Raw genomic sequence first — 24,893 nt, 5'->3', positions numbered from 1 at the left:
GGATCAGAGGCGGGCCCAGTGCTTCAGCAGATCCTGAGGTCGACGCACGGTCGAAGGGTCAGTCCGCCGTGTGGACGTGCGCCTGTTGTTCGATGACGGGCGACGCCTTGGTGATCACCTCGGAGCGTCGGTGGCCCCGTTCCACGAAACCGCCCGTGAAGGCGAGCCCGAGACCGGCCACGGCGAGAGCCGCGCCGACCAGGTTGGGGGCGGCCCAGCCCCAGCCCGCCGAGATGACCAGGCCGCCGAGCCAGGCACCACCCGCGTTGGCCAGGTTGAAGGCGGAGTGGTTGGAGGCCGCCGCCATAGTCGGGGCGTTCTTCGCCTTGGCCATCAGGAGCATTTGGATCGGCGTGGTGATGAGGGAACCCATAGCACCGATGAACGTGATGGTCACCAGGGCGGGCACAGTGCTGTGGACCGTGAAGTAGAACGTCACCAGCGCCGCGGCGAGGAGAACGAGCCCCCAGTACATCGTCGGGCGCAGCGCGCGGTCCGTGAGCGGTCCGGCGATGAGGGTGCCGAGCGTCATGCCGACGCCGTAGAGCGCGAGGACCCAGGTGGTCGAGGTGCCGGAGACACCGGTCACGTGCGTGAGCATGGGCACGAGGTAGCTGTAGACGGCGAAGAATCCGCCGAATCCTATGACGGCCGTGGCCAGGCCGATGGCGACCTGCCTGTTGCCCATGGCCCGCAGTTCGTGCCGGATGCCTGACTGCTGCCCGCGTGGCTGGTGCGGGACGAAGGCGGCCAGGGCGGCAAGAGCGACCAGGCCGATGACGGCGACCGCCCCATAGGCGGACCGCCAGCCCAGCTGCTGCCCGAGGGCCGTGCAGGCCGGCACCCCGACGATGTTGGCGATGGTGAGACCGAGGAACATCTTCGAGACGGCGCGTGCCGCGCGCTCCGGAGCGACCAGTCGCGAGGCGACGACGGCGCCCACGCCGAACAGCGCACCGTGCGGCAGACCTGCCAGGAAGCGCGCGGCGAAGAGCGTGCCGAAGTCGGGAGCGAACGCGGACGCGATGTTGCCGATCACGAACAGCCCGGTCAGGAGCAGCAGCAGCCGCTTGTGCGGGATGCGCGCGCCGATGCCGGTCAGCACCGGCGCGCCGACGACGACACCGAGCGCGTAGGCCGACACGACGTTGCCGGCCTGCGGCACGGACACACCGATCCCGTCAGCGATCTGGGGCAGCAGCCCCATGGTGGCGAACTCGGTCGTGCCGATACCGAACGCGACGACCGCCAGGGCCAGCAGAGCCAAGGGCATGGTGCGGGAGAACCTTTCGAAGACAGCGGGCCAGGGACGAGGGAGCGGGCAGGATCGAGATCATTGGCAGTTCTCGTGTCCCGTCGTGCCGAGCGCCGTTGCCCGGAGCACCCTGGAACAGGGTGAGCCCATGAGGGGTGCAGCAATACCGAAGGGCCATCCATTCCAAGATCGACCTGCGGTTCGCCGCATCGGGCGGGGCCCTGTCCCCCAGGCTGTGGCAGTCTGCCCCGGCCGGTGAGAAGGATAGCCTCTGCGGCTTCTGCGCCGTCCTCGGCAGCTGCGGGCCCATGGCCTCGAGCGTTGCGACCTGTCGCGCCTGACGCCGACAGTGAAGGGCCCCGCAGCTCGCCTGCGGGGCCCTTCACTCGAACCGAACCGGAACCGTCGGACGAGTCCGTCACGCGATCCCTCAGACGGGTCCGTCAGGCGGTCTTCTCGAGCTTGGTGACCTGCGCCTCCATGACAGCGGCCGGCACCTCGGGCGCCTTGCCGCCCAGGGCGTTCATCGCGTAGAAGACGGCCAGGGTCGACCCGCTGCGCACGACGGTGTACGTCACCGGGATCTTGTCTCCGTCGATGTCACTGGTCATCGTGTACGACACCGCCTCGTCACCGAGGGCAGGAGCCTTGAGCGGCTTGACGCCGGTGTACTGGTAGCCGGTGTGCTCGTAGGAGCCGCACTTCTCACTCTGGGTGCGCAGGTCACCGACGACCTTCTTGGCGTCCGCTTCCTTGTGCGCGAGCAGGCCCAGCCGCAGCACCGTGGCGTCGGTCGCGGTCAGGCTGGTCAGCGTCCGGGACACACGGGACGTGGCGTCGGGCTCGGTGCCGAGCAGGAACATGTCGGCGACGGCCTGGCAGGTGGCGGGCTTCGCGGGCACGCTGACTTCCGGGATCTCGTCGTCGGGTGTGTTGCCGACGCGGTAGCCCTTCACGTCCGCCTTGGTGATCGCGGACTTCGTCAACTGCGCCTCGGTGAGCGGCTTCAGAGCATCCTGGGCGGCGGGCGACGCCGTTTTGGCCGCAGGCTTCTTCGATCCGCTGCCCTTGTCGTCGGTGTCCTGTCCCCCGCATGCGGCCGTCGCGGCGAGCGCAGCCGTCACGCCGATGCCTACCAGGACGCGCCCCAGAGCTGACTTCACGTTCGTTCCCATCTCATGTGTCCAAGGACGCGTCCATGATCCGATCGCGCCGAGCCGACATCAAAGCCGACAACCAGCAGGCTTTGCCAGCCCATTGGGTTTGCTTGACGTAACGATCAGAGATCGACGATTTGGTTGTACGGCGAGGGCGTGGCGCTCGACACGGTCAGGTGTCTCAACGCGGCACGGTGGAACGGTGAGGTCGCCGCGCCGACGCTGAACTGCACTACAGGCCACAGGTCTTGCGGTTGGCGCCCCATCGCCGACGGAAGGGCGACCAGTCGGGCTGCGTGCCGACCGGTGGCAAGGCGTCGAAAATTCACTTGCAGTGGCCACGTAGGGTGCCGTCATGCCGACTTCGCTGCACCTGCAAGAGATCACGCCCGACAACTTCGAGACCGCCATCAACCTGAGAGTCCGCCCGGACCAGGAACACGCGGTGGCACCGGTCCTGAAGTCTCTCGCCGAGGCGTACGTCCACCCTGCGGTCGCATGGCCCCGGCTCATCTGCGATGACGACGAGGTCGTCGGGTTCCTCATGGCCTTCCTCGGTATCGACTGGACCGGCGACGGTACCGACCTGCGCTCCGGGCTCTGGCGTCTCAACATCGCGGCCGGAAAGCAGGGGCGCGGCTACGGACGCTTCGCGGTCGAGTCCGTAGCCGCCGAGATCCGGCGCCGAGGCGGCACCCGTCTGACGACCACCTGGCATCCTGGCCCGGATGGCCCGTCAGGCTTCTATCTGGCGCTCGGATTCCAACCGACCGGAGAGATCAGTGGAGACCAGACGGTGGGGACGCTGGAGCTGAACTGACGCCTGGCTGCTGGATGAGGGATCGTATCGTTCCTGTGCCGTCAGGCTCGCTTGGTCACCAGGAGCTCGTTCGAGCTCTTGGGCAGACTCTCGGCCGGGGCATGCGCCGTCGGTACGGCGCGCTCCAGTGTGCGACTGAGCTGCCAGACGACGGTGATCGACAGCGCAGCGGCGCAGACGAACAGACCGTCGCTGACCATCAGCTGCCGCAGGGCATGTCGAGCCTGGCTCGCGGTGGCAGCTTTCTTCAGCTCCTCGGGGGCATCGTTGTAGGCATTCGCCGCCACGAGGACGGCCAGCCACCATGCCGTGAGCAGGGGATGTCCGCGACGACGCCGCGCTTCCGGCCTACCGGCAGCCCACAGGTCGTTGATGAACATCTTGGGTATGAAGAGCTGCGCCACCGGTATCACCCAGCCGAATGCCAGCCACGCCCTGCGCCGACGCTGCCCCTCTCGCCAGAGCACATCGGCGAGGTCGCGCATGTTCGCGAGCCAGATGCTGAACTGGAGCAGGGCCATGAGGAGCAGCCCCGTCCGCCACCCCATCAGGTTCCGGAAGTACGTGTCGACCTCGACGAACGGGTTGTCGACGTACGGCTCCGGCGCCCCCGGTCCCGCCAGCAGCCGGTACTTGTGCCACGCTGCCAGCCCGGCCGCGACAGTCACCAGCGCGAACGCCGCAAGCGTCCCGCAGGCCATCCGGGCCTGCCAGCTCGGCGGCCTCACGGCTCTGGCCACTTCACACCCCCTGGAAGCCGCCCGTTCGGACTTTCCGCAGGTCGGCAGCGGATCTTAACTCCCGGTGAGCCGGCGCCCACAACTCCGGCTCGTGAGCCTTTCGGCACCGAGTTCCGCGACCAGATATGCCCATATATCGACGGGTACGCGGGGTAGGCGGTCGGGGCGCCGCCACGTCGGCACATCGGAACGGTCCTTCGACGCCGGAACTCCCACGGGTCAGCGTCAGGTCAGGTCAGGTCAGGTCGATCCTCAGGGGGCCGTTCGCCCTCCGTAGGCTCCTCGTACGCCACCGGCCTCGCCGACCAGGACGGTTCTCAACTCATCGTGAACCGTGCGCCGAGAGGCAGGTGGTCGCTGCCGGTGGCCGGCAGCGTATGCATGTGGCTGATGGTTGCCGAGCGGGCCATGACCTGGTCGATCCGTCCCAGCGGGAAGGCGGCCGGGAAGGTGAAGGCGAAGCCCCCCTCCGCCACGTCCAGTTGTGAGGTGAGGGGGGTGAGCCCACGGTCGTCCACCGTTCCGTTCAGGTCTCCGAGCAGGATCACGGACTTCAGCTTCTCGGCGGCGATGGCCTTTGCCAGCAGACGGGCACTCTCGTCTCGCCACGAAGACGCCAAGCCGCTCGCGCGGAGGCGGACCGAGGGAAGGTGTGCAACGTACGCCGCGAACGCACCCTGTGGTGTGTGGACCTCCGCTCGCAGCCCGCGACTCCACTCCGCGACGATTCCACTGGGTTTGATGTCCACCGACCGGACACCGGTGAGCGGATACCTCGACCAGAGCCCGACGGTGCCCCGAATCGCGCGATAAGGGTAGTGCGGGGCGAAGGCTTTCTCGTAGAGCGGCACTGCGTCGGGCACCAGTTCCTGCAGCGCGATGAGGTCGGGCTCGCCATCGGCGAGGGTGCGAGCCGTGCCGGCCGGATCGGCGTTCTCATCACTGACGTTGTGCTGCACCACGAGCAGATCGTGGGTGTCGTGCGTGTCCGCCTCCGCCAGGGGCATGAGCAACCCGCCGAAGAGGTACGCCCAGGCCGTCACCGGTAACACCAGGGCCACCAGAGCGATGGTCGAACGGCGCAGCAGGGCCAAGCCGAACAGGGGGACGACCACCAGGCCGAGCCAGGGCAGGAACGATTCCAGCAGGCTTCCCAGGTGTCCCACAGAGTTGGGCACCGCCCGGTGGAACATCAGCAGTCCGGCCGTCAGCACCGCGAGCGAGGCAAGGACCCGCCCTCTTTCCCCAGTCGAGCGGCTCAGGGTGTCCGCCTTCATCCCCGGCTCCGGTGGCCCGGCGCGACGCCGTACCCACCAGGGCCCCGCTGTCTCCACCGTCGACGTCACACCTCTGCCCGACTTCTCCACCATGACTATCCGTCCTCGTGAGTTTGCTTCCCAGGACGAGCTGCCGGGTGAATCGGTTCTTGATCGGCATCGGCAAGGCGCGGGAGCCGCACGATTTCCTGGCGGTTGAAAATCTCTGGTGGATGCGCCTCCCCGCCGCCACGCTGGACGGCAAGCGCGGTTCGAGGAGGTTGTCATGGGTGGGCCCGCGGCAGGACTGTGGCTGGCAGAGGAGCGCAGCGCGCTCGACGCTCTGCCGTGGCTGGAGCCCTTCTGTGAGGTGCGGGTCGAGAAGGACGAATCGCTTGAGTTCCATGTCCGTCGGCCCTCGGCGTTCGGCCTTGGCGGTCTCGCACAGCCGTCACCCGGAGCATTCCATCTTGGGGCGGAATCCCTGGAGGACTATGAGGAACGGGGGTTCCCGGGGCTCGACCGCCCGCCCGCGGCCGAACTGGCCCTGCTCGCCCACTCCTCCGGGCGGGACAACCACATGCTGCTCGGACACCTTGCACTGCTCCTCGCCGAACGCTTCGACGCCCTGATCGACTTCGGCGGCCTACTCGGCTACCGCTCTTCCCTCCACGAGGTGTCGGACGAGGAGGAGGCGGTGCGCCTTGCCGAAGCCCGGAATCTGGTGTCGTCTCTTCCGGGTCAGGTCTGGGAGATGCCCTACGCCACTGTCGGCGGTGGCTGCTGGTACAGCCACATCGGCGACCGCGCATTCCTGAGTGCTTGGCTGAAGCACCCGGACTTTCGCATGATCAAGTAGGAATGAACGGAAGGACCCGTGACGCTGCTCACGGCCCTGGACGAGGTGCCGTGACCAGCATTCCGCGACACGCCCAAGTGGCAACTCACCCGCCTGAGTCACTGCACGACAGACACCGAATCGCGCTCGCCCGCGTCGCGTGTCGACCCGCCATCGCGGCCACGAAGTCGACGCTGTTGGATGGCTGGGTGGTGAGGCGAACGCGGGAGAAGCAGAGGCAGCCTTTCTTCGGCATGCCGACGGGAATCGCTTTGCTGGCCACGCCGGACGGCTGGCGCCACAGTGTCCTCAGCGTTGACGGCGGAATGCTCTGCGGACGTCTCACCGACGTGCCGGTCGACGCCGACCCGAACCAGGCACAGGCTGCCGCGGCCGCCATGGTGGTGGGACTCGCACGCGACTTCCACGAAGCCTGCGTCGAAGTGACGTGGGATCCACCTCAAGAACCCTGGTCCTGGACCGGTCGGGTCACCCCCGTTACCGGAGACGAGATCGTCCTCCCTGGCAGCGGAAGCTCATCGGCGTGCTGACGATCCGGCTTGCGTAAGTGGTGCCATGACGAACGGAGCAGAGACGAAGCTCTTCGGGAACCGCTGGGGCGACGCGTCGGACCCCTCTCCTGGTGGGCGCGGGTCATACAGAGACACGTGCTCATGCTTCGACCAGGCCCGGCGGCGTCCACGGGCTCGCGTCGGATTCCACAGCGAACGGCAAGACACTTCCGCGCCAGGGTGGCGGCGCCTTCTGGAGCTCATCGACGAGGCCGCGGGAGACGGGCGGGAAGAGTTCCGTCCGTTGGCTGCGCTCAGCCCTGAGGAGCGGCGCCGGGTCGTCACCCTGCCCGCGAGCATCGCCAAGCTGACAGCGGTCAAGCGCCTCGTGCTCTACGGGAGCAACCTGGTCCGTCTCCCGCCCGAGATCGGCGCCATGGAGGGCCTGGAGGAGTTCACTCCCTACACCTCCTATCGACTGCACTGGTTCCCGTACGAGATCACGCGCTGCGCGCGTCTCACCCGCAGCACGGTGAGCACCCGTGCGTTGTTCGGCAACCACAGATTCCGCCCGCCGTTCCCCCGACTCCAACCCTCGAGGGAAGATGCACCAGGTCTCCCCGTCACCGACCTGGATCCCGGCCTCTGGGGGATCCGGGACCCCCGGTCAAGGCACCTGGGCGGTCAGACGCCTACGGCCACGGAAACCCGAGCTCCTCGGCGCGTTCGCGGTTGCCTCCGCAGACCTGTCCGTAGGTCTTCGGGTCCTCAACGGCCAGCCGGCGGAGAGCGGCGGCGGCCTGTGTCTCGGGAGGGGTGCCGTCGTCCGGTACGACCCAGCGGAATTGGAGGGGGATGCCTTCCGGCTTCCCGGAGGCGAGTCCTGGCGCGTACGAGAACGTCACCACAGTGCTGTCCGGGTCGTCGAAGCCGCTGCTGATCCAGCCCCGCTTTGCGTCCCAGCGGCTCAGCAGCTCCGGCTGTTTCATCAAGCCTGCTTTGATCAGGCGGGCGACGGTGCGGGCCGGCCAGGACCAGGAGTAGTCCGCTTCCGCCCGGGCGATCTCCGCGTCGTAGGCGGTGGCGTCGAACCGGTAGGCGGGCAGTTCGGGTACGGGCTCAAGGGAACCCGGCATCGTAGGTGGCCGCCGCCAGTTCTCCCAGACGACGTGATCGCCGTCGCGTCGGATGGTGACGTACAGCGCGCCACAGCATCCTTCGGTGCAGTAGGCCACGGCGAGCCCAACCTCGCGGGGCTCCGGCCCGGCCCGGAGCCTGCCCTCGTCCAGGAGGTAGTCGGGGCTGTGGGCAGGCCCGCGAGCGAAGACGGCGGGGACGAGAGGGCGTTCGTCGAGGAGGATGCGGGTCTCGACGGGTTCACGGTCCACGGGATCGCCGGCCACGACCTGAATACGCAGCCTGCCGGCCGTGGCCGGGCGGACGAACGGCTGCCTACCGGTGCGCCGGATCCACCCGGCCCACAGCCGCTGGTCCACCGTGCCCGCGTCGGTCTCCGTCAGGGAGGCCCACTGCGGCGCGGCCAGCAGCCGGCCGAGTGAGTCGAGCAGTGCCTCGCGCCGCCCGGGAGGCCAGTTCAGCAGCATGCCGGGGCCGCTGCTCAAGTCCAAGGCCAGGGAGAGCAGCATGGCGTGGTGCTTCAGCGTCGGTGGGAGCAGGCCGGCGCGTGAGATGACGTCTTCGTACAGAGTGATTGCGTCGGGGTAGTCGAGCAGTTCGGTCGGGTTGTCGCGCGGGCAGACCATCCGGGCCAGGATTCTGCCCGCCCTGGCGAGCAGTGCCGTGTCGGAGGGGTACCGCCCGAGCAGGTCCGGCAGCCGCGCGGCTTCTGCGATCCTGCGGGCAGCCGCGGTATTGAGGTACCGGGGTGACGCAGAAAGCGCCTCCAGTCCCGCGCGAATGGTGTGCGGGTCCCCTGCCCGCAGGGCCTGGACGAGCGGACGCAGTTCGTCGCCGCGGGCTCGGACCACGAGCCAGAGGACGGCGGCGGACCGGCGGTCGAGGGCGTCGAGCGCCTCGACGGCGGCAGGAGTGAGATCCCGGAGCAGGCCGAGGTCGGCGATGTACGGGACGTCTTCGGCTTCGCCGAGGCGGATGAGCAGGGCAAGGCCCACGGTGACGGCGGGCACGGTGGTGCCGGTGCGGATCAACTGGCGGGCCAGCGACCGGACCGCGTCACGCTGCCCGGCGGGTAGCTGCAGGTTGGCGACGGCGGATCGGATCAGGTGCCTGTGGTGGTCCCAGATGCCCAGTCGGGTGAAGCGGCGGTGCAGAGTGGCGGAGTCGTCCGGCAGCGGGATCAGTGCTTCCCGGATGATGTCGGACGCCGCTTCCCGGGGCCCCAGGGCCTCACCCGGTTCGGGCCGCTCCGGTAGAGGGAAGCCTCGCCTGGGTGGTTCCCCTTCGGGAGACTCGCCCAACAGGCGCTGAACATAGTCGTACAAGGCGAGCGGAGGGGTGAGCGCGTCGCGCTCTTCCTGGGCGCTCACCGGGCGGCGTGGAACTCGATTCCGTAGGTCATGCCCCGCAGCCTGCCAGCTCCGTCCCACACTGTCGAAGCAATTTCCTGCACCCGGGAATCACCGTGGAATCACGGTGGCAGCGGACTACCGGCCGGCGCTGGCACCGAGGGCCGATGCTCCCTGTGTGCGACGGCGCCGGCGCGTCATGCCGCGGGCGTGCATGAGAGCGCCGGCCGTCGCGTCGAGGAAGCGGCTCCCCGGCCTACAGGACGTGGTGCAGCCAGCGCTGAAGGGCGTTGTTGACGTCTGCCGGCAGAGCACTGATCTGGTCGATGACGGCACGGTCTTCGGGCATCGGGGGAATACCGGCGGCGGTGAGTGCCGCGTGCAGGTCGAGACGGCGCTGGTCGTGCGGGTCGAGGGTGTAGCTGAGACGCTGGGCGGGGTCGGGCGGTGCCAGGAAGTAGTCGACGTCGTCACGGGGCTGTGCCTGAACCGGCCAGGCGGCGTCTCGGGAAGGTGCGGCATAGGGGTCGACGAAGGCGCAGGAACCGAGGTTCTCGTTGCTCCAAGGGGCCATCTCTGTCTCCTCACCGAATGCGTTGCTGATTACTGATCCAGAGCCCCGCGAGGGCCGCTTCGGTTGCGGTCGCGGCCATATGTCACGCGGACGGCGCCATCGGCGGCTGATCACCTCGTGTGACCAGCAGACAGTTCCCTGCGCCACGACTCGAGATGGACGATTCCTTGTCCGGCTCCGACGACGGGATGCCGCCGCTCTCGCCGCGGACGATCCGCAAGATTCCGGGTAGGTGAGAGCAGTTCAGGCGGCCTTCAGAGCCCGTGCCGGCCGCGGACGAACGCGGTGGGGCGAGCCGCCGTGCGGGGGGCCCGGCCTCACCGCCGGGCGCAGTTGCCTTCCGGGGCGGCCGGCCGAGGCTAGTGTCCAGTTGCGGCAAACCGTCACGAAAGGATCTCACCTTGAGTTCTCGCCTCAACCCGTACCTGAGCTTCGCGGGTGACGCCAGACAGGCCATGACCTTCTACGAGAGCGTGTTCGGCGGCACGCTGACGCTCAACGAGTACGGCGCCTTCGGTTCCGAGGCGCCCCCTGGGTACACCGACAAGGTCATGCACGGTCTTCTGGAGGCGCCGAACGGCTTCGTCCTCATGGGCGCCGACATCCCGCCGGGCATGGAGCACCAGCCGGGCAACAACTTCGCCGTGAGCCTGAGCGGTGACAGCGCCGACGAACTGCGCGGCTACTGGGAGAAGCTGTCCGACGGCGGCACGGTGTCGGTCTCGCTGGAGAAGCAGATGTGGGGTGACACGTTCGGCATGTGCACGGACCGTTTCGGTATCAGCTGGATGGTCAACATCAGCGGAGCGAAGGGGGCCTGACGCACCCTCGGCCCGTGGATGCGCGCGGCGCGAATCCGACCGTCCGTGTCACGCCGTCCGGTCCAGCCGGACTCCGACTCCCCCTTGCGTTCGCGCCGCCTGCCCGTTCCCGGAGTCCGGAGTCCGGCGTCCGGCCAGTCGGGGAGAGAACAGCGCCGAACCCCGCCCCTGACTTGTCGGGAGCGGGGTTCGCGTCGGACGTTCGGGCTTTCGGACGTCCTGACGTTCGGGCTTTCGGTGCTACGAGAGCAGCGCGCCGGTGACGGCGACGGCGATGATCGCGAGTGTCATCGCCCGCACGAACCAGGGCTTGTCTCCGAGGCCCTTCCAGTCGGCGCCGAACGTCAGAGCGGCGACGGCGAAGAGTGGGACCGCCAGCCAGGCGGCGCTGACCGTACGGTCGAGGAAGTAGACCAGCGGCAGGTAGGAGACGGCGTATCCGAGTGCCATCATCGCGGCCCCGCGCCACGGGACCGACCGTCGCCGCCGGGCCGAATCGGCAGGGAGTGTGTTCACATGAACCTCTTGAGAGCGAGTTGCCGGACGGACTACTTCAGATCGTCGAAACATGCCTTCTTGACCGCTTTGATCCCGAACAGGGTAGATCCACCGGACCCGAGGGCCGACAGGGCCCCCTTCTTGGTGTCCACGCTGGCCAGGACCGTGAGGATCTTCTTGATCCCCCCAGCCGCCTTGATCACCTTGTAGGCCTTCGCTCCCGGGACGAAAGCGGCCCCCAGGGCGGCGCCGCACTTCATGGAGTTCCAGGTGTCGCTGACCATGCCGCCCCCTATCTCCTTGGCCTTGTCCCACCAGGAGGGGTCGGCGACGACCGGAAAGGCGGTGGACTCATCGACCTCGACCGTCTGCACGAGGTCACCGCCCTCCAGGCGGTAACTCGTCTTCACCGGCGCCCCGTTCGCGTCGACCGCCCACGGCGCGGCGAACGATCCGAGCGTGCGGCCCGCCCCGTCGGCGACGGTCAGCCCTCCGTCGGCGTCGAACACCACGCGGCTGCTGTCGGGAAGGGAGAGCGGGAAACGGAACTCCCTGGGCGCGGCCGCGTTCTTGAGGACGACCAAGGCGCTCACCGCACCGCTGTCCGAGACACGGACGGCCACATCGGTGGAGGCATCCGGCTCGGAGTACATCACCGTGCCGTCCGGATACGTCTCGGGCTGCGCCTGCGGCGATCCCGGCAGGCCGATACCGAGCCGGGCGCCTGAGGAGTCGGCCATGGTGACCTGACCGGAACCGGCGGAGGGCAGGTCGGGGAGGGTCTGCGAGGGCTGTGCGGTTGCCGGTTCTTCCGTCGCCGCGCCCGCCGGGGCGGCCACGGCCAGGAGCGCCCCGGTGGTCAGCGCTGCGAGCAGGGGAAGGGCGGAACGACGGTGGGTGGCCCCGGAGCCGGTTATGAACACTCAAATTCCTTGCGTCTGTTGCATGGGGGGTCTGGCCGGCCCGAGGGCAACTCGAGCTCGTGACCAGCGAGTTCGATCATAGGGGCAAATGATCACCACACTTACCGATATGAGCAACATCTGAGCTATATGGCCTTCAGCCCCTTCGCACCCTGGCTCTGCCCACCCGCGAGCCCCTGACCCGGCCCCTCACCACCATGAATGAGCCCCGCTCCACGGAGTTGGTTGCTTCCGACGCCGTGACGAGTGCCACGATTCGCCCGGACCGGTTCCGCGTGTCATCCCTGCCCGCCGTGCCAGCGGACGGCGGCGGCACCGGCGAAGTCGCCCGCGTGGGCGAATCCCCCCACGACCACCAGGTCACCGTCCTTCACCTGCCCCGAGCGGATCGCGCGGTCCAGGGTGATCGGGATCGCCGCTCCGAAGAGGTTCCCGTACTGGTCGAAGGTGTTCAGGTGCCGCTCGGCCGGCAGTTGCAGCGCCTCGCGCCAGTTCCGCAGGAAGGTCCGGTTCGGCTGGTTGGTGACGAGGACGTCGATGTCGCCGGTGGCCACGCCGAGCCGTCGGCACAGGTCCGTGATCACCTCCGGGACGAGGCGGTTGCCACGTGCCAGAACCTTGGCGACGCTGGCGTCGGTGAACCCGATCCGCAGCTGGGACTCCCCCGGCTCCCAGTACTTGCGGCCGTCGTCGACGGCCACGGTCATGTCCCCCGCGTACTCGCCGATGTGCCGGGTCTCCACGTCGAGGACGGGGGTGTCGGCCGACGTCGTCACATATCCCACGCCGCAGCCGTCGCCCGGGACCGCCGCCTGGGCGAGCCGGCGTACCTCGGACTGGGTGAAGCACTGGCCCGCGGCGCTCTGCGCGTTGCAGATGAGGGCGGTCTTCGCATCGGTGGTGGTGAGGATCTGCCGGGCCAGCTTCAGCATGTACACGAAGGACGCGCAACCGGCGTTGGCCACATCGACGAGCCACTCCGGGTTCAGGCCCAGTCGGCGTGCCACCTCGGTGCCGGCGCCGACGAACGGCAGATCCGGCAACTGGCTGTGCACCAACAGCACGTCGACACCCCGGATCTCGGCCCTGCCGTGCCGTTCGATCAGGGGCTGCACGGCTCGCTCGACCATGTCCGCGTTGGTCTCGTCCGCGGCCACGTGGTGCCGTGACGGCGGGACCTTGAACATGGGGTGGTTGCGGAGCTTGTCCTCCGCTCCGGGGTAGTCGGTGTAGAACTCGGCGGGGACCGGCTCGCCGGGAAGGTAGCTCGCGACGTCGGTGAGGCTGACCGTGGTCACGGCGCCACCGCCGTGGCCGGAGCCACGCTGACCGGAAGGCCGTTGCGGTAGCGGTGTTCCAGGATGGCCTTGAGGTTGTTCATCTCCACGGTGTGCCCCGCGTAGAAGAGGTCCCAGTAGTCGCCCACCCAGGGCCGGTCCGGACGGGGGGCCAGGTCGGGGTGCGGGTTGATGTCGTAGTAGGGATGGCGGCAGTTGGTCCAGGTGATCACCGATCCGGGTTTGTCGAGCACCAGGCGGGCCGGAACGACGCGCATCAGGTAGATCATCCACAGCTTGTCGGCCTGATCCCAGGAGCAGTGGTAGTCCACGGTCATGGCGTCGGGGTTGGCGACCACCTTGCAGTAGATCCTGGTGTCGTCCTCGAGCCGGTCGCGGCCGACCCACAGCCCGGGTGTGCCGGAGGGAGCGAAGTCCCGCAGGCTGCAGGTCCACTCCTCCAGGTGGTGGCCTCGGCTCAGGTAGTCGTAGGTCAGTTCTGGAGGGCAGTCCACGTACTCATGGATGGTGCAGTACTGCCCGTAGACCTGATGGTGGGGGTAGACGGCGTGAGTGAGCTCCATGCAGTGGGCCGTCAGCTCGTCCTTGCCCGGGTTCTCGATCCGCATCAGACCGGGGATGTCAGCCAACGCGGACGACTCGTCGCTCATCTGAACTCTCCTTGCTGTCGGCGTTCTCATTACTGCCGGTGGCTTCGGCGAAGGGCTGAAAGGGCAGGAACGGAGGGATCTCCTGCGGGTCGCAGTCCAGCGCGACGAAAGCCGGGCCGCCGCCCGTGTTGCTCCGCAGTAGCGCGTTGCGCAACTGCGCGGCGTTCTCGGCCCCGGTGACGTCGAGGGACGGGAAAGCGGCGGCCACCCCGGCGGCGATGTCGGTCCGGCCGAACAGGTCGTCGGTGCGGCTGCCGCCCTGGAGGAACTCCTCACGCATCGCGCACATGGCGTGGGCGTTGTTGTTGAAGATGACGAAGGTCACGGGTGCGGCGTACTCCACGGCGGTGTGCACTTCCATCCCGTGCATGAAGAAGGCGCCGTCGCCGGCGAGTACGTAGGTCCGTCGCCCGGTGGCGAGCGCGGCGCCGATGCCGGCACCGAAGGTGTAGCCCATGCCCCCCATACCGAGCGCCACCACGAAGCGGCCGTGGCGCGGTGCCGGGAGGAGATGGATCGCGCTGGCGCCCGCGTTGCCGGCGTCCACGAAGACGTGCGCGTCCTGAGGGAGCACCGCCCCCACCGCGGCGATCGCCTCCGTGTAGGGGACGGTTCGCGCGCGGGTCGGCGGGGAGACCGGGCCCGGCATGAGGGTGGGGAGGGGACCGGAGTGCTGGGGGCAGTCATGTGGGCGTGCGGGAAGCGCCTCGGTCACCGCGCGCAGCGCGTCCCGCAGGTCCCCGCCCAGGGCGGTGCCCGGCACGAACGGCCGTGCGTGCCCCAGGGACACGACGTCGGTGGCGGCCAGGGCCCGCTCCAGGCCGCCACGCGCCAGAAGCGGCAGCCGGGTACCCACCAGCAGGCACACGTCGGCCCGCCGCAGACAGTCTTCGACGTTGGCATGGCCCATCACTCCGGCCACCCCGGCGAACCGGGGATCATGGTTGTCGAAGACGTCCTTGGCGTCCGGAGTGACCGCCACCCACGCCCCGAGGCTCCGGGCCAGTTCCGCCAGTTCCGCACGGGCGTCCGCGGCGGCAACCTCCTCGCCGGCGATGACCAGGACCCTGTCGGCCCCACGGAGGATGTTCGACGCCTCGGCGAGTGCCGCGCCGTCGAGACGTGCCGTCGGTACCGTCGGCGCTGACGTCGGCAGGCCCGGTGTGGGCGCCGGGCCGGCCGGTGTCGGTGCCGGGCCGCGGCCGGGCAACCGGATCCGCGCCTGCTGTACGTCCTTGGGCAGCAGCAGCACCGCCGGCCCGCGCGGATCGGTCTGTGCCGCCGCCAACGCCCGCGGCAGCAGCTCCATGAAGGAGTCCGCGTCCTCGACGCGGGCGCAGAAGCGGGAGATGGGTGTGAAGACCTCCCCGGCGTCGAAGGAGCCCCCCTTGCCGCTGGAGTCCTGGAACGCTCCGTGGCCTTCCTGGCCGGTCGGCGGCTGGCCCACCAGGGCCAGCACGGGCACTTGGGAGGCGTACGCCTCCGCCAGGCCCGGTACCAGGTTCATCGCACCGCCGCCCGAGGTGGCCGCAACAACCCCGAGGCGCCTGGTGGTTCGGGCATATCCGTCGGCCATCGTGACGGCCGAGAACTCGTGTTTGGCGACCACACCGCGGACGGCGCCGCCGCGGTGAACGGCGTCGTAGAAGTCCTCGATGTTCGCGCCGCCGACGCCGAACACATGGGTGACACCGGCCCTGGCGAGCTCCGCCGCCAGATGGTCGACCAGGCGTACTGTCCCTGCCTCGGGTAAGTCCGAGGTGATGGTCATGCGGGGCTCCTGTCCGTCTCGTGGCGCCGGTCGATGAGGCCGGATGGCGTGACGACCTGAAAGCGGTGCCGGTACTCCTTGGGAGTGAGTCCGAGACTTCGTCCGAAGCAGCGGAAGAAGGTCTCGGGGGCGCCGAATCCGCAGCGGCCCGCTATTTGACCGATCGGCAGATCGGTCGTCTCCAGCAGCTCTCGCGCGCGGGCGATGCGCGTGCGTTCGACGAACTGGCCGGGGGTCGTGCCCACCTCGCGCCTGAAGACCCGGGCGAAATTGCGCGGGCTCATGTTGGCCCGCATGGCCATCTCGGCCACGGGTAACGGGTTGTGCAGGTTGTCCAGAATCCACTCCTGTGCGGTCCGGATGGGTGGATGGTCGGCCAACTGGGCGTCCAGTACCGCGCTGAACTGGGACTGCCCTCCGTGCCGTTTGAGGAAGAGCACCAGAAAACGCGCCGTCTCCAACGCGAGCGCCGCACCGTGATCGGCCTCCACCAGGGCAAGGGCCATGTCGATCCCGGTCGACACGCCCGCCGAGGTCACAAAGGGGCCGTCCCAGACGAAGATCGGCTCGGCGTCCACCGTCACGGCCGGATAGCGGCAGGCCATCGCCTCGCTGTACGCCCAGTGCGTGGTGGCACGTCTGCCGTCCAGAAGTCCCGCCTCGGCCAGCAGAAAGGATCCGCCGCATACCGAGGCGACTCTGCGCGACCGGGCCGCCGCCTCGCCGATCCACGAGACCAGCGCACGGTCCCCGAGCACCTCGCCGAGACTCCATCCGCCCGGGACGAGGAGGGTGTCGATGGAACCCTGCCCCGCTTCCAGTGGCGAGGCCTGCACGACCACTCCTGAACTCGTGCGCACCAGTGGTGCGTCGACGGAGACCAGGTCGATCCGATAGGGGGCGGCCGCCGGGGCAAGGAGCCGGTTGGCGACATCGAACACTTCAATCGGTCCGGTGATGTCCAGCGCCATGGCGCCCGCGTACACCACCACAACAACACGTCGCTCAGACACGATCACAGCCTGTATCGGATCTCGCACTGACTGCAATGACAGATTACTGACGTATCCGGCCAGCGAGGGTCGCCGGATGCGGGATCAGGGCTGTTGGCCAGGCAGTTCGGCCACGGCAGCCGACCGCGACGGGTGAGGTAACTCACAGGTGGGGTGGCTCGTCGGGACGTCACGCCGGTGAGCCGAGTTCGCCCGGGCGCGGCGCCCTCGTCGCCATGGTCATCTGGCTGCGGTCGGCAGCCGTGCCTCGCCCTCCCCCGACGGGCAGGGCGGTGGTGTGGCCGAACACCACGATCAGTGCCGCGACCGCACGCTCCGCCTCGGGGCCGACGGTCTCGACACGCGCGGCGCCGTCGACGGTTCGTCGTCCGGCTCGGGAATGCCCGTGGCAACGGAGAAGGACCTCGGCCGGCGGCCGAGGTCCTTCGTGGTTCGCGAGACGGGGTTCAGTGGCTGGTGAGTTCGCCGGTGAGCCTGCTGTGCAGGTTCGCGCTGGGAACGTTCAGGCCGACGATCTCGACCGTCTTTCCACGCTGCTCGTACTTGGACTCGATGGCGTCGAGTGCGGCCACCGACGAGGCGTCCCAGATGTGGGCGGCAGTGAGGTCGATGACGACCTTGTCCGGGTCGCCCGCGTAGTCGAACCGGCTGACGAGGTCGTTCGACGAGGCGAAGAAGAGCGCCCCCGTCAGGGAGTAGACCACCGTGGTGCCGTCGGGGTCGGTGACGGCTGTGACGTCGGCGAGGTGGGCTACGCGCCTGGCGAAGATGACCATGGCGGTGACGGAGCCGACGACGACCCCGATGGCGAGGTTGCTGGTGGCGACCACACAGGCGACCGTGACGACCATGACGGTGATCTCGCCGACCGGCATCCGCTTGAGGGTCTTGGGGGCGATGGAGTGCCAGTCGAAGGTCGCGAAGCACACCATCACCATGACGGCGACCAGGGCGGCCATCGGGATGTCGGACACGATCGGGCCGAAGACGATGCACAGCACCATCAGCAAAGAACCGGCCAGGAAGGTGGACAGCCGGGTGCGGGCGCCGGAGACCTTCACGTTGATCATCGTCTGGCCGATCATGGCGCAGCCCCCCATGCCGCCGAAGAAGCCGGTGACGATGTTGGCGATGCCCTGGCCGATGGACTCGCGGGTTTTGGAGGAGTGCGTGTCCGTGATGTCGTCGACCAGCTTGGCCGTCATCAGCGACTCCATCAGACCGACCAGCGCCATCGCGAACGCGTAGGGGGCGACGGTGGTCAGGGTGTCCATCGTGAACGGCACGTCCGGCAGGCCGGGCACGGGCAGCGAGGAGGGCAGCTCGCCCTTGTCTCCGACCGTCGGCACCGAGATTCCCGCGGCGACGGTGACGGCGGTGAGGATGACGATGGAGACGAGCGGGGCCGGGATCACCTTGGTGATCTTCGGGAAGAACACCATCAGGGCGAGGCCGCCGATGATGAGCGGGTAGACCGGCCACGGGACGTCGTGCATCTCGGGGACCTGGGCCATGAAGATCAGGATGGCGAGAGCGTTGACGAAGCCGACCATCACGCTGCGGGGCACGAACCGCATCAGCTTCGCGACGCCGAGCGCACCGAGAAGGATCTGGATGACACCGGCCAGGATGACGGCGGCGACCAGGTACCCGAAACCGTGCTCACGGTTCAGCGGCCCGATGACCAGGGCAACCGCACCGGTCGCGGCGGAGATCATGGCCCGGCGCCCGCCGACGACGGAGATGGTGACGGCCATGGTGAAGGAGGCGAACAGGCCGATCGCGGGATCGACACCGGCGATGATCGAGAAGGAGATCGCCTCGGGGATCAGGGCCAGGGCGACCACGAGGCCGGCAAGCACCTCGGTGCGCCAGACCTTCGGATCGGAGATCCAGTCGGGGCGCAGGTCACGCAGTCGCGCGGCGGGAGACAGTACGGAGGAAGACAAAGAAGGGGAACCTGACGTGCTCGGGCACAGACCCACGGACCACCGGGGCGTGCTGGAAGGGCGCGGAAGGTCGGACCGGCCCCCGCGGACGGCCCGGCAGTCGGGCCAACGGTCTGGGATCGACGCAGCGGCGGCGCAGGACGCGGCCGGGCTTCGTCAGGGGCGAAGCATCACGGCGGGCAGGCGGCGACGGCCGGCACGGACACGCGCACGCTTGGCTCCTGCACAGTTCGGGATCTACGCCGGGGGCGCCATCGGCCCCGACACGGCAGCGGGCTGAGGACGGCACCACGCCGTCCCTCAGGATCGGCAACTCTACCCCGTGTGCGCGCGTACGAGCGGGCCGGCGCCGTGCAGGTCGACCGGCTGCGCGTCCGGCTGACCCGCGCCGACTTCACCTCCATCCTGTGCTCCCGCCTGGAGCACACCGCTCCTTCTCGACGTTCCTGATCGTCGGCGTGGGGCGCGTACCGCCCCGCTCTTCGGCGCGTACGGCGCACCTAGTCGACGCGTTCCGGGAGGGGGCCGCGGGTCGGACGCGCAGCGGTGCGGACGCACCGTCGGTGACCGCTGTCGTCACGCCGGCTCGCGGACCGTTTCCACCGCCTCCCGGACATCCGGGTGCGGGTCGTCCGCGAGGACGTCCAGGAGCTCGGCGACCCCGGGCGTGGTCCAGCGGCCGACCGCCCACACCAGGTTCTCCCGGACGCCGGCGTAGGGATGGGCGGCGAGAGGCGCCAGTTGGGCCACCGGACCTCGTCGCCGCATGCCGAACCAGTGCAGCGCGTCGCTCAGCACGTCCGGGTCGCCCGGGTCACCCGCCGCCGCGACACGGGCGAGCAGCACCGGGACCGGCGGGGGCGGGCCGTCCAGCGGATGCGGCAGCCGCTCACGCAGGCGTCGCGATCCGTACTCGCCGCGCACCCGGCACCCGTAGCAGGTGCAGGGGCGCACTCCGTGCGCGTCCGGCCAGTACCGCCAGCCCGCCACCTGGGGCACGGAACGGATCCGGTGCAACTCGCGCGGCCGGATGGCCCGGGGCACGAACACCTCCCATCCCCGCGGGTCCTCGAGCGCCGCGACGCGCCGCACCGCCTCGGCCGCGGTGACGCACCTCTGCGCATCCCGGGCCCGGTCCGAGTAGCGCCCGACCAGCACGCTCTGGGCGTCGTCCAGCCGCACGTGGACGGCGACCAGCCCGCCCCGGGTGCCGCTCCGGGACAGTTCTCGCACCCACTGGTGGGTGAGGGTGTAAGACGGCAGCACCGGGAAGCAGTAGACGCCTCGTGCACCGCCCTGCCCACGACTGTCCGCACGTATCCCGGTCCTCCGGACGCGCGGCGCGTTCGCCGCCGACATCAAATGCACGAACATCGCCATGCCCGGAATGCTAGGGGCATCCGCGGCGACGCGGCACGCGACATGGGCCGACGCGAGTGGGGTGGCCGCTGTTCAGCGGCGGGGCGAGGGGAGCAGTCGGCGCGCGAAGGGACCGATGCGGGCGCGCAACCAGCCGCGTCTGCGCAGCCAGGCACGGGAGCGGCGGGTTCCGGCCAGCTCGGTGAACAGGTCGTCGTAGGACCTGGCGATGGGAACCGGGTCGAAGCGACGGGAGGCGGCCCGCGCCGCGTCGCCCATACGACGGCGGGTGGCTTCGTCGTCGATGAGGTCGAGCAGGGCCGCGGCGAGCGCCTCCGAGTCACCGACGGGGACCAGTCGGCCGTCGACACGGTCGCGGACTATTTCGGCCGGGCCGAGCGGGCAGTCGGTGCTGACCACGGGAACTCCGCAGCGCATGGCCTCGACCAGGGTCATGCCGAACGACTCCGCGTCGGAGGCGCTCGCCACGATGGACGCCTGGGCGAACTCGGCCTCAATGCGTGCGGTCGCGCCCATCAGAGTCGCCCGCCCCACCAGACCGCGGTCGTCGATGAGCTCTTGGAGCCGCTCCTTGTCCGCGCCGGTGCCATAGATACGCAGGGCCCAGTCCGGGCGCTCGGCGGCGACCTTGGCGAAGGCCTCTATGAGCAGGTCGAACCGTTTGCTGGGGACCAGGCGCCCGGCCGCGGCTATGACGTTCGCTCCGCCGAGGGTGGCCGGTACGTCGGGTTCGGGCACGCTGTTGGCAATGGCCTGGATGTGCACACCGGGCAGGCGCATCCTGGTGCGGTACGCGGTGGCGTCCGCTTCGGTGGTGGTGATCACGGCGTCCAGGGCGCGGTAGTGCTGGGCGAGTTGGCCGCGCAGCCGCTTGCCGTGGGTGTCGTGCGTGAGGTGTTCCTGAGCGATGCGCAGCGCCTCGCGGGGTGCGAATCGCGCCAGGTAGACATTGATGCCCGGACGAGTGCCGATGATCACGTCGGCGTCGCAGGTCCGCAGATACTCCTCGGCCCGCAGGTCGGTGAGCCGGCTGTACTGACCGTGCCGTTTCTCGGCAGAGGGGAACGCCTCGGCCGGCTGACGCGACCGCGGATCGGCCTTGTCGGCGGCGTCCTTGCGGTGGTCGACCAGCGGTAACAGGGTCACCCGCTTGTCGATGGTGAACCGGGGTTTGGTGCGGTGGCGCAGCATCGAGACGATCGTCACCTCATGGTGGTCCGCGAGGGCCGAGGCGAGATTGAGCGTGGTGCGGATGGTTCCGCCGATGCCGTAGACGTTGTGGATCAGGAAGACGATTTTCACTCAGTGGGGCTCCTTTCACTACGCGGTTGAAGACGGCCGGCCAAGGCTCATGGTTGCCCCATTTGCCTCAACTGCTTCTGTCCGTTCTCGCGCCGCTCGGCGCGTGGCCCCTCGCCCGGCGCACCAAATCCAGCCCGGAACACGTCTGTTGGCCGTCGGCCCGGTGGGGCTCGGCATGGCCAAAACTCATCGCCGACACCCATGGGTCGAGGGCGCCGGGAAGACGGTCCTCGGCCCGGTCCCGCGGCTGGGGGCGCGACGCCGGGCGGCGGTCCGTCCGTCCTCCACACCTCCGGCCAAGCTTCATGACCGCGCGAATGTTCACCCTCTCTTCCCACTCGTACAACCCTTTGTCCACTCGAGGGGTCGTACGTCACCGAAGCCGCGCCGGAGTCGGTTCCACAGACAGGGAGCACCACCTTGCACGCACGCACTCTCGCCGTCGCCACGGCTGCCGTCCTCGCCGTCGTGGGGCTCGGCTCCCCCGCCGCCGTCGCGGCTCCCTCCGGGCTGCCGGACGACTTCAACGGGGATGGCTACCGCGACCTGGTGATCGGCACCCCCAAGGCGAGCGGGGGCACGGTCACCGTCCTCCTCGGCTCGGCCTCCGGTGTCAGCCCCGCGCGCTCGATGACCATCACGCAGAACACGCCCGGTGTACCCGGCGTCTCGGAGTCCGAGGACAAGTTCGGTGAGAACGTCACCAGCGGCGACGTCGACGGTGACGGCTACGCCGATCTGATCGTCGGCGCGCCCCGCGAGGAGGTCACGGGCAAGCCGCGCGGCTCGGTCACCATCATGTGGGGCGGGGTGAAGCCGTTCACGTCCGGCGGCATGGTGCTCACGGCCCCGACGGCCGATGCCGACTTCTTCGGCGAGGGCACCGCTTTCGCCGACCTCGACGGCGACGGGACCGGCAACCTGGTCGTCGTGGGCGGCAACAGCTTCTGGTGGTACGCCGACGGGAAACCGTCCCAGGACGGCGCGCTGGCACCGGAAGTCGGTTTCCTGCCCGAGAACGTGCAACTGGACGGTGTCGTCGCAGGTCACTTCTCCGGCACCGACGGCAGCGACTACGTGCTGCACGGCAAGAAGCTGGCCGCCGACAGCGGCGCCTCCAGCACCTACGTCGGCGTCCTGCGCGGCGGCCCCGGGGACCTCGGGTACAACTACTCGGCGCTGGCCGAAGGCACCACCCCGGGAGGCGCCTCCTGGGCGTCGGCCGTTGCGGGCGGAGACATCAACGGCGACGGATACGACGACCTGGTCACCGGCAACACGGCGGTCGCACAGGGTGGTTCGTTCACCGTCCGATATGGCAGAGCGGCCGGGCTCCCCCTCACGGGCACGACCTACACCCAGGCCAGCGCGGGAGTCCCCGGCACCGACGAGGCGTTCGACGACTTCGGCGCGGCCGTGGCGGTGGGCGACGCGACCGGTGACGGCCGCGCGGACGTCGCGATCGGCGCCTCGTACGAGGACGTGGACGGCCACAACAATGTCGGCAACGTCGTCTTCCTGAAGGGCGGTTCGGGCGGCCTGACCACGAGCGGTGCCCAGTCCTTCCACCAGGCCACTCCGGGTGTGCCGGGCGCCGCCGAGGCGGGCGACCACTTCGGATCCTCGCTGCGGCTGCGTGACATCAACGGCAACGGCAGGGCGGATCTGGCGGTCGGCGCGTTCGGCGAGGACGTCCTGCCGAACGGGTACGACGACGGTGCGGCGTGGGTCCTGCGCGGCGCGACCACGGGCCTGACGAGCACGTACGCGACAGCCTTCAACGCGACGGACTTCGACTACCCCGTCGTCGACGGACGCAGGTTCGCGGACACCTTCGGCCGCTGACGCGCCTGCCCGGGTGCCCTGGCACCCGGGCTCGCACCCGCAGCCGTCCCAAGACGCGCTCGTGGAACAGCGGGTCCCCACGAACACCCCGAGAAGCGCCACAAGAACCACTTCCGGCAAGCACCCCTGACATGCAACCGACAACACACGGAGTCCGGACACCGATGCGAAACACGCTTCTTTCCGCGACGGCGATCTGCGCGGTGACCCTGGTGGGTCTGACCGCGCCCACCACCTCCGCTGCCGCGGGGCCGGCCGGGACCACCGCGCCACGCGGGGACTTCAACGGCGACGGCTACCCGGACCTGGCGGTGGGCGTGCCCTCCGCTCAGGTCGGTGCCGCCTCGCAGGCCGGATATGTGCAGGTTCTGTGGGGCGGACCCGACGGCCCGGGCCGGCACGGATCCGTGCGGATCAGCCAGGCCACGGCCGGGGTGCCGGGCACCCCCGAGGCGGGCGACCTCTTCGGCTCCGCGGTCACCGCAGCGGACGTCGACGGCGACCGGTTCGCCGACCTGGTCGTGGGCGTCTCCAGCGAGTCCCTCTCCGCCGACCCGCTGGCCGAACAGGGCACTGTCACCGTGCTGCGGGGTTCCGCTACCGGGCTCACCCACGGCTACACGGTCGCGCGGGGCGTCGACGAATTCTCCCGGATCGGCTCGGTGCTCGCCGCCGCGGACCTGACCGGCGACGGTCTCACGGACCTCGCCCTCGGCCGTAGGGGGGAGGAGTACAGCAGCGTGGTCCTTCGGCCCGGCCCGCTCACCGCCCCGTCCCCGGACACCCTGACCGGGGACATGGTCGAGCAGGACTTCGGCCGTCAGCCCAGCCTCGCCACCGGTGACTTCGACGGAGACGGCGACGACGACCTGGCACTCTCGATCTCCGCGACGGAGAACCGATTCACCGGGGTCTACCGCTGGCAGGAGGGCGCTCCGGTGCGGCTGTGGAGCACCACGGCCTCCGCCACCGCCCTCGCCGCCGGAGACTTCGACGGGGACGGTACCGACGATCTGGCGCTCGGCGCCTGCTACCCGAACTACGAGGCGGACGAGCCGGACTGCGCGAACTACGCGACGGGCCGCGCCGAGGTGTTCACGGGCGGACTGGTGCACATCGCCTACGGCTCCAAGTCCGGCGCATTCGGCGCCCGCACCCACGACATCCACCAGGACACCCCGGGCATCGCCGGAACCGCCGAGTCCGAGGACCGTCTGGGTGTCTCCCTCGCCGCCGCCGACATCGACGGCGACGGATACGCGGACCTCGCCGTCGGCGACCCGTACGAGGCGATCGGCACGCGGCAGGAGGCGGGCTCGGTGCTCCTCGTGCGCGGCTCCGGCACCGGCCTGCTGTCGTCGGGCGGCACGGCGGCGAGCCTCGCCTTCAGCCAGAGCACGGCCGGCGTCCAGGGCACCGCGGAGAAGGGTGACCATTTCGGGGCCTCGGTCGGGCTCCAGGACTACGACGCCGACGGCCACGCGGACCTCACGACGGGTGCTCCCGGCGAGAACGCGGCGACGGGGGGCGTCTGGCTCCTCCCCGGGACCTCGCAGGGGACCACGGCGACGGGCTCCCGTGCCCTGACGCCGAAGAGCCTGGGCCTGCCGTCGTCGACGAGTGCGCTGGGGTACGGGCTGGTGCTGGGACGCGACTGAGGGTTCAGCGGTCGGTGCGGGCCGTCGCCGTTTCGGCCGTCGCCTTCACAGCCGTCACAGCCGTCGCCGCCGTCGCCGCCACGGGCGAGCGGGGTATCCCCCTGCCCTCCCGTGGCGCCGACGGGCGGGAGCACGCCGCCGAGGTCA

General features: G+C 69.5%; 22 protein-coding genes. 7 read left to right on the top strand and 15 right to left on the bottom strand.

Going from position 1 to position 24,893, the window contains the following annotated elements; all coding sequences use genetic code 11:
* Positions 1-58: 58 nt before the first annotated feature.
* The gene (locus OG788_RS43180) at positions 59-1,273 is read right to left on the bottom strand and encodes an MFS transporter (RefSeq protein WP_406376344.1); all 1,215 of its coding nucleotides are present in this window, start codon (positions 1,271-1,273) and stop codon (positions 59-61) included.
* A 425-nt stretch (positions 1,274-1,698) separates the two neighbouring features.
* A complete protein-coding gene (locus tag OG788_RS43175) occupies positions 1,699-2,418 on the bottom strand; it encodes a hypothetical protein (RefSeq protein ID WP_406376343.1) in 720 nt (239 codons plus the stop codon).
* A 349-nt stretch (positions 2,419-2,767) separates the two neighbouring features.
* Here OG788_RS43175 and OG788_RS43170 point away from each other — a divergent pair, with 349 nt between their 5' ends.
* Positions 2,768-3,232, top strand: coding sequence for a GNAT family N-acetyltransferase (locus OG788_RS43170; RefSeq protein WP_406376342.1), 465 nt, complete (start codon positions 2,768-2,770; stop codon positions 3,230-3,232).
* A 41-nt stretch (positions 3,233-3,273) separates the two neighbouring features.
* Here OG788_RS43170 and OG788_RS43165 read toward each other — a convergent pair whose 3' ends face one another.
* Positions 3,274-3,972 carry a DUF4328 domain-containing protein gene (locus OG788_RS43165; RefSeq protein ID WP_406376341.1) on the bottom strand — a complete coding sequence of 233 codons (699 nt, stop codon included), beginning with the start codon at positions 3,970-3,972 and terminating at the stop codon, positions 3,274-3,276.
* A gap of 317 nt (positions 3,973-4,289) precedes the next feature.
* Positions 4,290-5,249, bottom strand: coding sequence for an endonuclease/exonuclease/phosphatase family protein (locus tag OG788_RS43160; RefSeq protein ID WP_406376340.1), 960 nt, complete (start codon positions 5,247-5,249; stop codon positions 4,290-4,292).
* Positions 5,250-5,514: 265 nt separating this feature from the next.
* On the opposite strand from OG788_RS43160, the gene OG788_RS43155 reads away from it, so the two are divergent.
* Positions 5,515-6,087, top strand: a complete 573-nt coding sequence (locus tag OG788_RS43155) for a DUF6368 family protein (protein WP_406376339.1) — start codon at positions 5,515-5,517, stop codon at positions 6,085-6,087.
* A gap of 50 nt (positions 6,088-6,137) precedes the next feature.
* Positions 6,138-6,617 (top strand): hypothetical protein, encoded by a 480-nt coding sequence (locus OG788_RS43150; RefSeq protein WP_406376338.1) that lies wholly within the window; start codon positions 6,138-6,140, stop codon positions 6,615-6,617.
* A gap of 653 nt (positions 6,618-7,270) precedes the next feature.
* Here the strand turns inward: OG788_RS43150 and OG788_RS43145 are convergent.
* Together OG788_RS43145 and OG788_RS43140 are read right to left on the bottom strand one after the other, a co-directional pair.
* A complete protein-coding gene (locus OG788_RS43145; protein ID WP_406376337.1) occupies positions 7,271-9,085 on the bottom strand; it encodes a hypothetical protein in 1,815 nt (604 codons plus the stop codon).
* Between the two features lie 235 nt (positions 9,086-9,320).
* A complete protein-coding gene (locus OG788_RS43140; protein ID WP_351551952.1) occupies positions 9,321-9,638 on the bottom strand; it encodes a hypothetical protein in 318 nt (105 codons plus the stop codon).
* A gap of 401 nt (positions 9,639-10,039) precedes the next feature.
* Between OG788_RS43140 and OG788_RS43135 the strand changes: the two genes are divergently transcribed.
* Positions 10,040-10,459 (top strand): VOC family protein, encoded by a 420-nt coding sequence (locus tag OG788_RS43135; RefSeq protein ID WP_351551955.1) that lies wholly within the window; start codon positions 10,040-10,042, stop codon positions 10,457-10,459.
* Positions 10,460-10,699: 240 nt separating this feature from the next.
* Here the strand turns inward: OG788_RS43135 and OG788_RS43130 are convergent, their stop codons facing one another.
* The 7 genes from OG788_RS43130 to OG788_RS43100 all read right to left on the bottom strand — a co-directional run bounded on the left by OG788_RS43130 (position 10,700) and on the right by OG788_RS43100 (position 18,561).
* The gene (locus tag OG788_RS43130) at positions 10,700-10,975 is read right to left on the bottom strand and encodes a hypothetical protein (protein ID WP_406376336.1); all 276 of its coding nucleotides are present in this window, start codon (positions 10,973-10,975) and stop codon (positions 10,700-10,702) included.
* Positions 10,976-11,007: 32 nt separating this feature from the next.
* Positions 11,008-11,880 carry a hypothetical protein gene (locus tag OG788_RS43125; protein ID WP_406376335.1) on the bottom strand — a complete coding sequence of 291 codons (873 nt, stop codon included), beginning with the start codon at positions 11,878-11,880 and terminating at the stop codon, positions 11,008-11,010.
* A 278-nt stretch (positions 11,881-12,158) separates the two neighbouring features.
* Positions 12,159-13,178, bottom strand: coding sequence for a 3-oxoacyl-ACP synthase III family protein (locus OG788_RS43120; protein ID WP_406376334.1), 1,020 nt, complete (start codon positions 13,176-13,178; stop codon positions 12,159-12,161).
* Entirely contained in the window at positions 13,175-13,828 is a 654-nt protein-coding gene (locus tag OG788_RS43115) for an SRPBCC family protein (protein WP_406376333.1), read from the bottom strand. Before OG788_RS43115 ends, OG788_RS43120 begins: the two co-directional genes overlap by 4 nt.
* Positions 13,800-15,599 carry a thiamine pyrophosphate-binding protein gene (locus OG788_RS43110; RefSeq protein ID WP_406376332.1) on the bottom strand — a complete coding sequence of 600 codons (1,800 nt, stop codon included), beginning with the start codon at positions 15,597-15,599 and terminating at the stop codon, positions 13,800-13,802. Before OG788_RS43110 ends, OG788_RS43115 begins: the two co-directional genes overlap by 29 nt.
* The gene (locus tag OG788_RS43105; RefSeq protein WP_406376331.1) at positions 15,596-16,612 is read right to left on the bottom strand and encodes a GlxA family transcriptional regulator; all 1,017 of its coding nucleotides are present in this window, start codon (positions 16,610-16,612) and stop codon (positions 15,596-15,598) included. The genes OG788_RS43110 and OG788_RS43105 overlap by 4 nt, the downstream gene beginning before the upstream one ends.
* 446 nt (positions 16,613-17,058) lie before the next feature.
* The gene (locus tag OG788_RS43100; RefSeq protein ID WP_406376330.1) at positions 17,059-18,561 is read right to left on the bottom strand and encodes a SulP family inorganic anion transporter; all 1,503 of its coding nucleotides are present in this window, start codon (positions 18,559-18,561) and stop codon (positions 17,059-17,061) included.
* A gap of 324 nt (positions 18,562-18,885) precedes the next feature.
* On the opposite strand from OG788_RS43100, the gene OG788_RS43095 reads away from it, so the two are divergent.
* Positions 18,886-19,011: a hypothetical protein gene (locus OG788_RS43095; protein WP_406376329.1), complete on the top strand. Its 126-nt coding sequence runs from the start codon at positions 18,886-18,888 to the stop codon at positions 19,009-19,011.
* Between the two features lie 126 nt (positions 19,012-19,137).
* On the opposite strand, the gene OG788_RS43090 is transcribed toward OG788_RS43095, so the two are convergent.
* Both OG788_RS43090 and OG788_RS43085 read right to left on the bottom strand, forming a co-directional pair.
* Positions 19,138-19,941, bottom strand: coding sequence for a HEAT repeat domain-containing protein (locus OG788_RS43090; RefSeq protein WP_406376328.1), 804 nt, complete (start codon positions 19,939-19,941; stop codon positions 19,138-19,140).
* Between the two features lie 72 nt (positions 19,942-20,013).
* A complete protein-coding gene (locus OG788_RS43085) occupies positions 20,014-21,243 on the bottom strand; it encodes a glycosyltransferase family 4 protein (protein ID WP_406376326.1) in 1,230 nt (409 codons plus the stop codon).
* A 420-nt stretch (positions 21,244-21,663) separates the two neighbouring features.
* On the opposite strand from OG788_RS43085, the gene OG788_RS43080 reads away from it, so the two are divergent.
* Complete coding sequence (locus OG788_RS43080; RefSeq protein WP_406376325.1) at positions 21,664-23,088, top strand: FG-GAP-like repeat-containing protein; 1,425 nt, start codon at positions 21,664-21,666, stop codon at positions 23,086-23,088.
* Positions 23,089-23,252: 164 nt separating this feature from the next.
* Positions 23,253-24,746 carry an FG-GAP and VCBS repeat-containing protein gene (locus OG788_RS43075; RefSeq protein ID WP_406376324.1) on the top strand — a complete coding sequence of 498 codons (1,494 nt, stop codon included), beginning with the start codon at positions 23,253-23,255 and terminating at the stop codon, positions 24,744-24,746.
* Positions 24,747-24,893: the final 147 nt, after the last annotated feature.

Origin of the sequence: Streptomyces sp. NBC_00647, assembly GCF_045207245.1 — a bacterium.
Taxonomy (GTDB): Bacteria; Actinomycetota; Actinomycetes; order Streptomycetales; family Streptomycetaceae; genus Streptomyces.
The sequence above is the reverse complement of the archived record's forward strand: the minus strand, read 5'-3'. Positions and strand labels throughout refer to the sequence as shown.

Excerpts from the sequence above, each read along its gene's own strand:
- OG788_RS43110 (WP_406376332.1), bottom strand. The coding sequence starts at position 15,599 with ATGACCATCACCTCGGACTTACCCGAGGCAGGGACAGTACGCCTGGTC.
- OG788_RS43170 (WP_406376342.1), top strand. The coding sequence starts at position 2,768 with ATGCCGACTTCGCTGCACCTGCAAGAGATCACGCCCGACAACTTCGAG.
- OG788_RS43090 (WP_406376328.1), bottom strand. The coding sequence starts at position 19,941 with ATGGCGATGTTCGTGCATTTGATGTCGGCGGCGAACGCGCCGCGCGTC.
- OG788_RS43160 (WP_406376340.1), bottom strand. The coding sequence starts at position 5,249 with ATGAAGGCGGACACCCTGAGCCGCTCGACTGGGGAAAGAGGGCGGGTC.
- OG788_RS43180 (WP_406376344.1), bottom strand. The coding sequence starts at position 1,273 with ATGCCCTTGGCTCTGCTGGCCCTGGCGGTCGTCGCGTTCGGTATCGGC.
- OG788_RS43140 (WP_351551952.1), bottom strand. The coding sequence starts at position 9,638 with ATGGCCCCTTGGAGCAACGAGAACCTCGGTTCCTGCGCCTTCGTCGAC.
- OG788_RS43075 (WP_406376324.1), top strand. The coding sequence starts at position 23,253 with ATGCGAAACACGCTTCTTTCCGCGACGGCGATCTGCGCGGTGACCCTG.
- OG788_RS43155 (WP_406376339.1), top strand. The coding sequence starts at position 5,515 with ATGGGTGGGCCCGCGGCAGGACTGTGGCTGGCAGAGGAGCGCAGCGCG.
- OG788_RS43115 (WP_406376333.1), bottom strand. The coding sequence starts at position 13,828 with ATGAGCGACGAGTCGTCCGCGTTGGCTGACATCCCCGGTCTGATGCGG.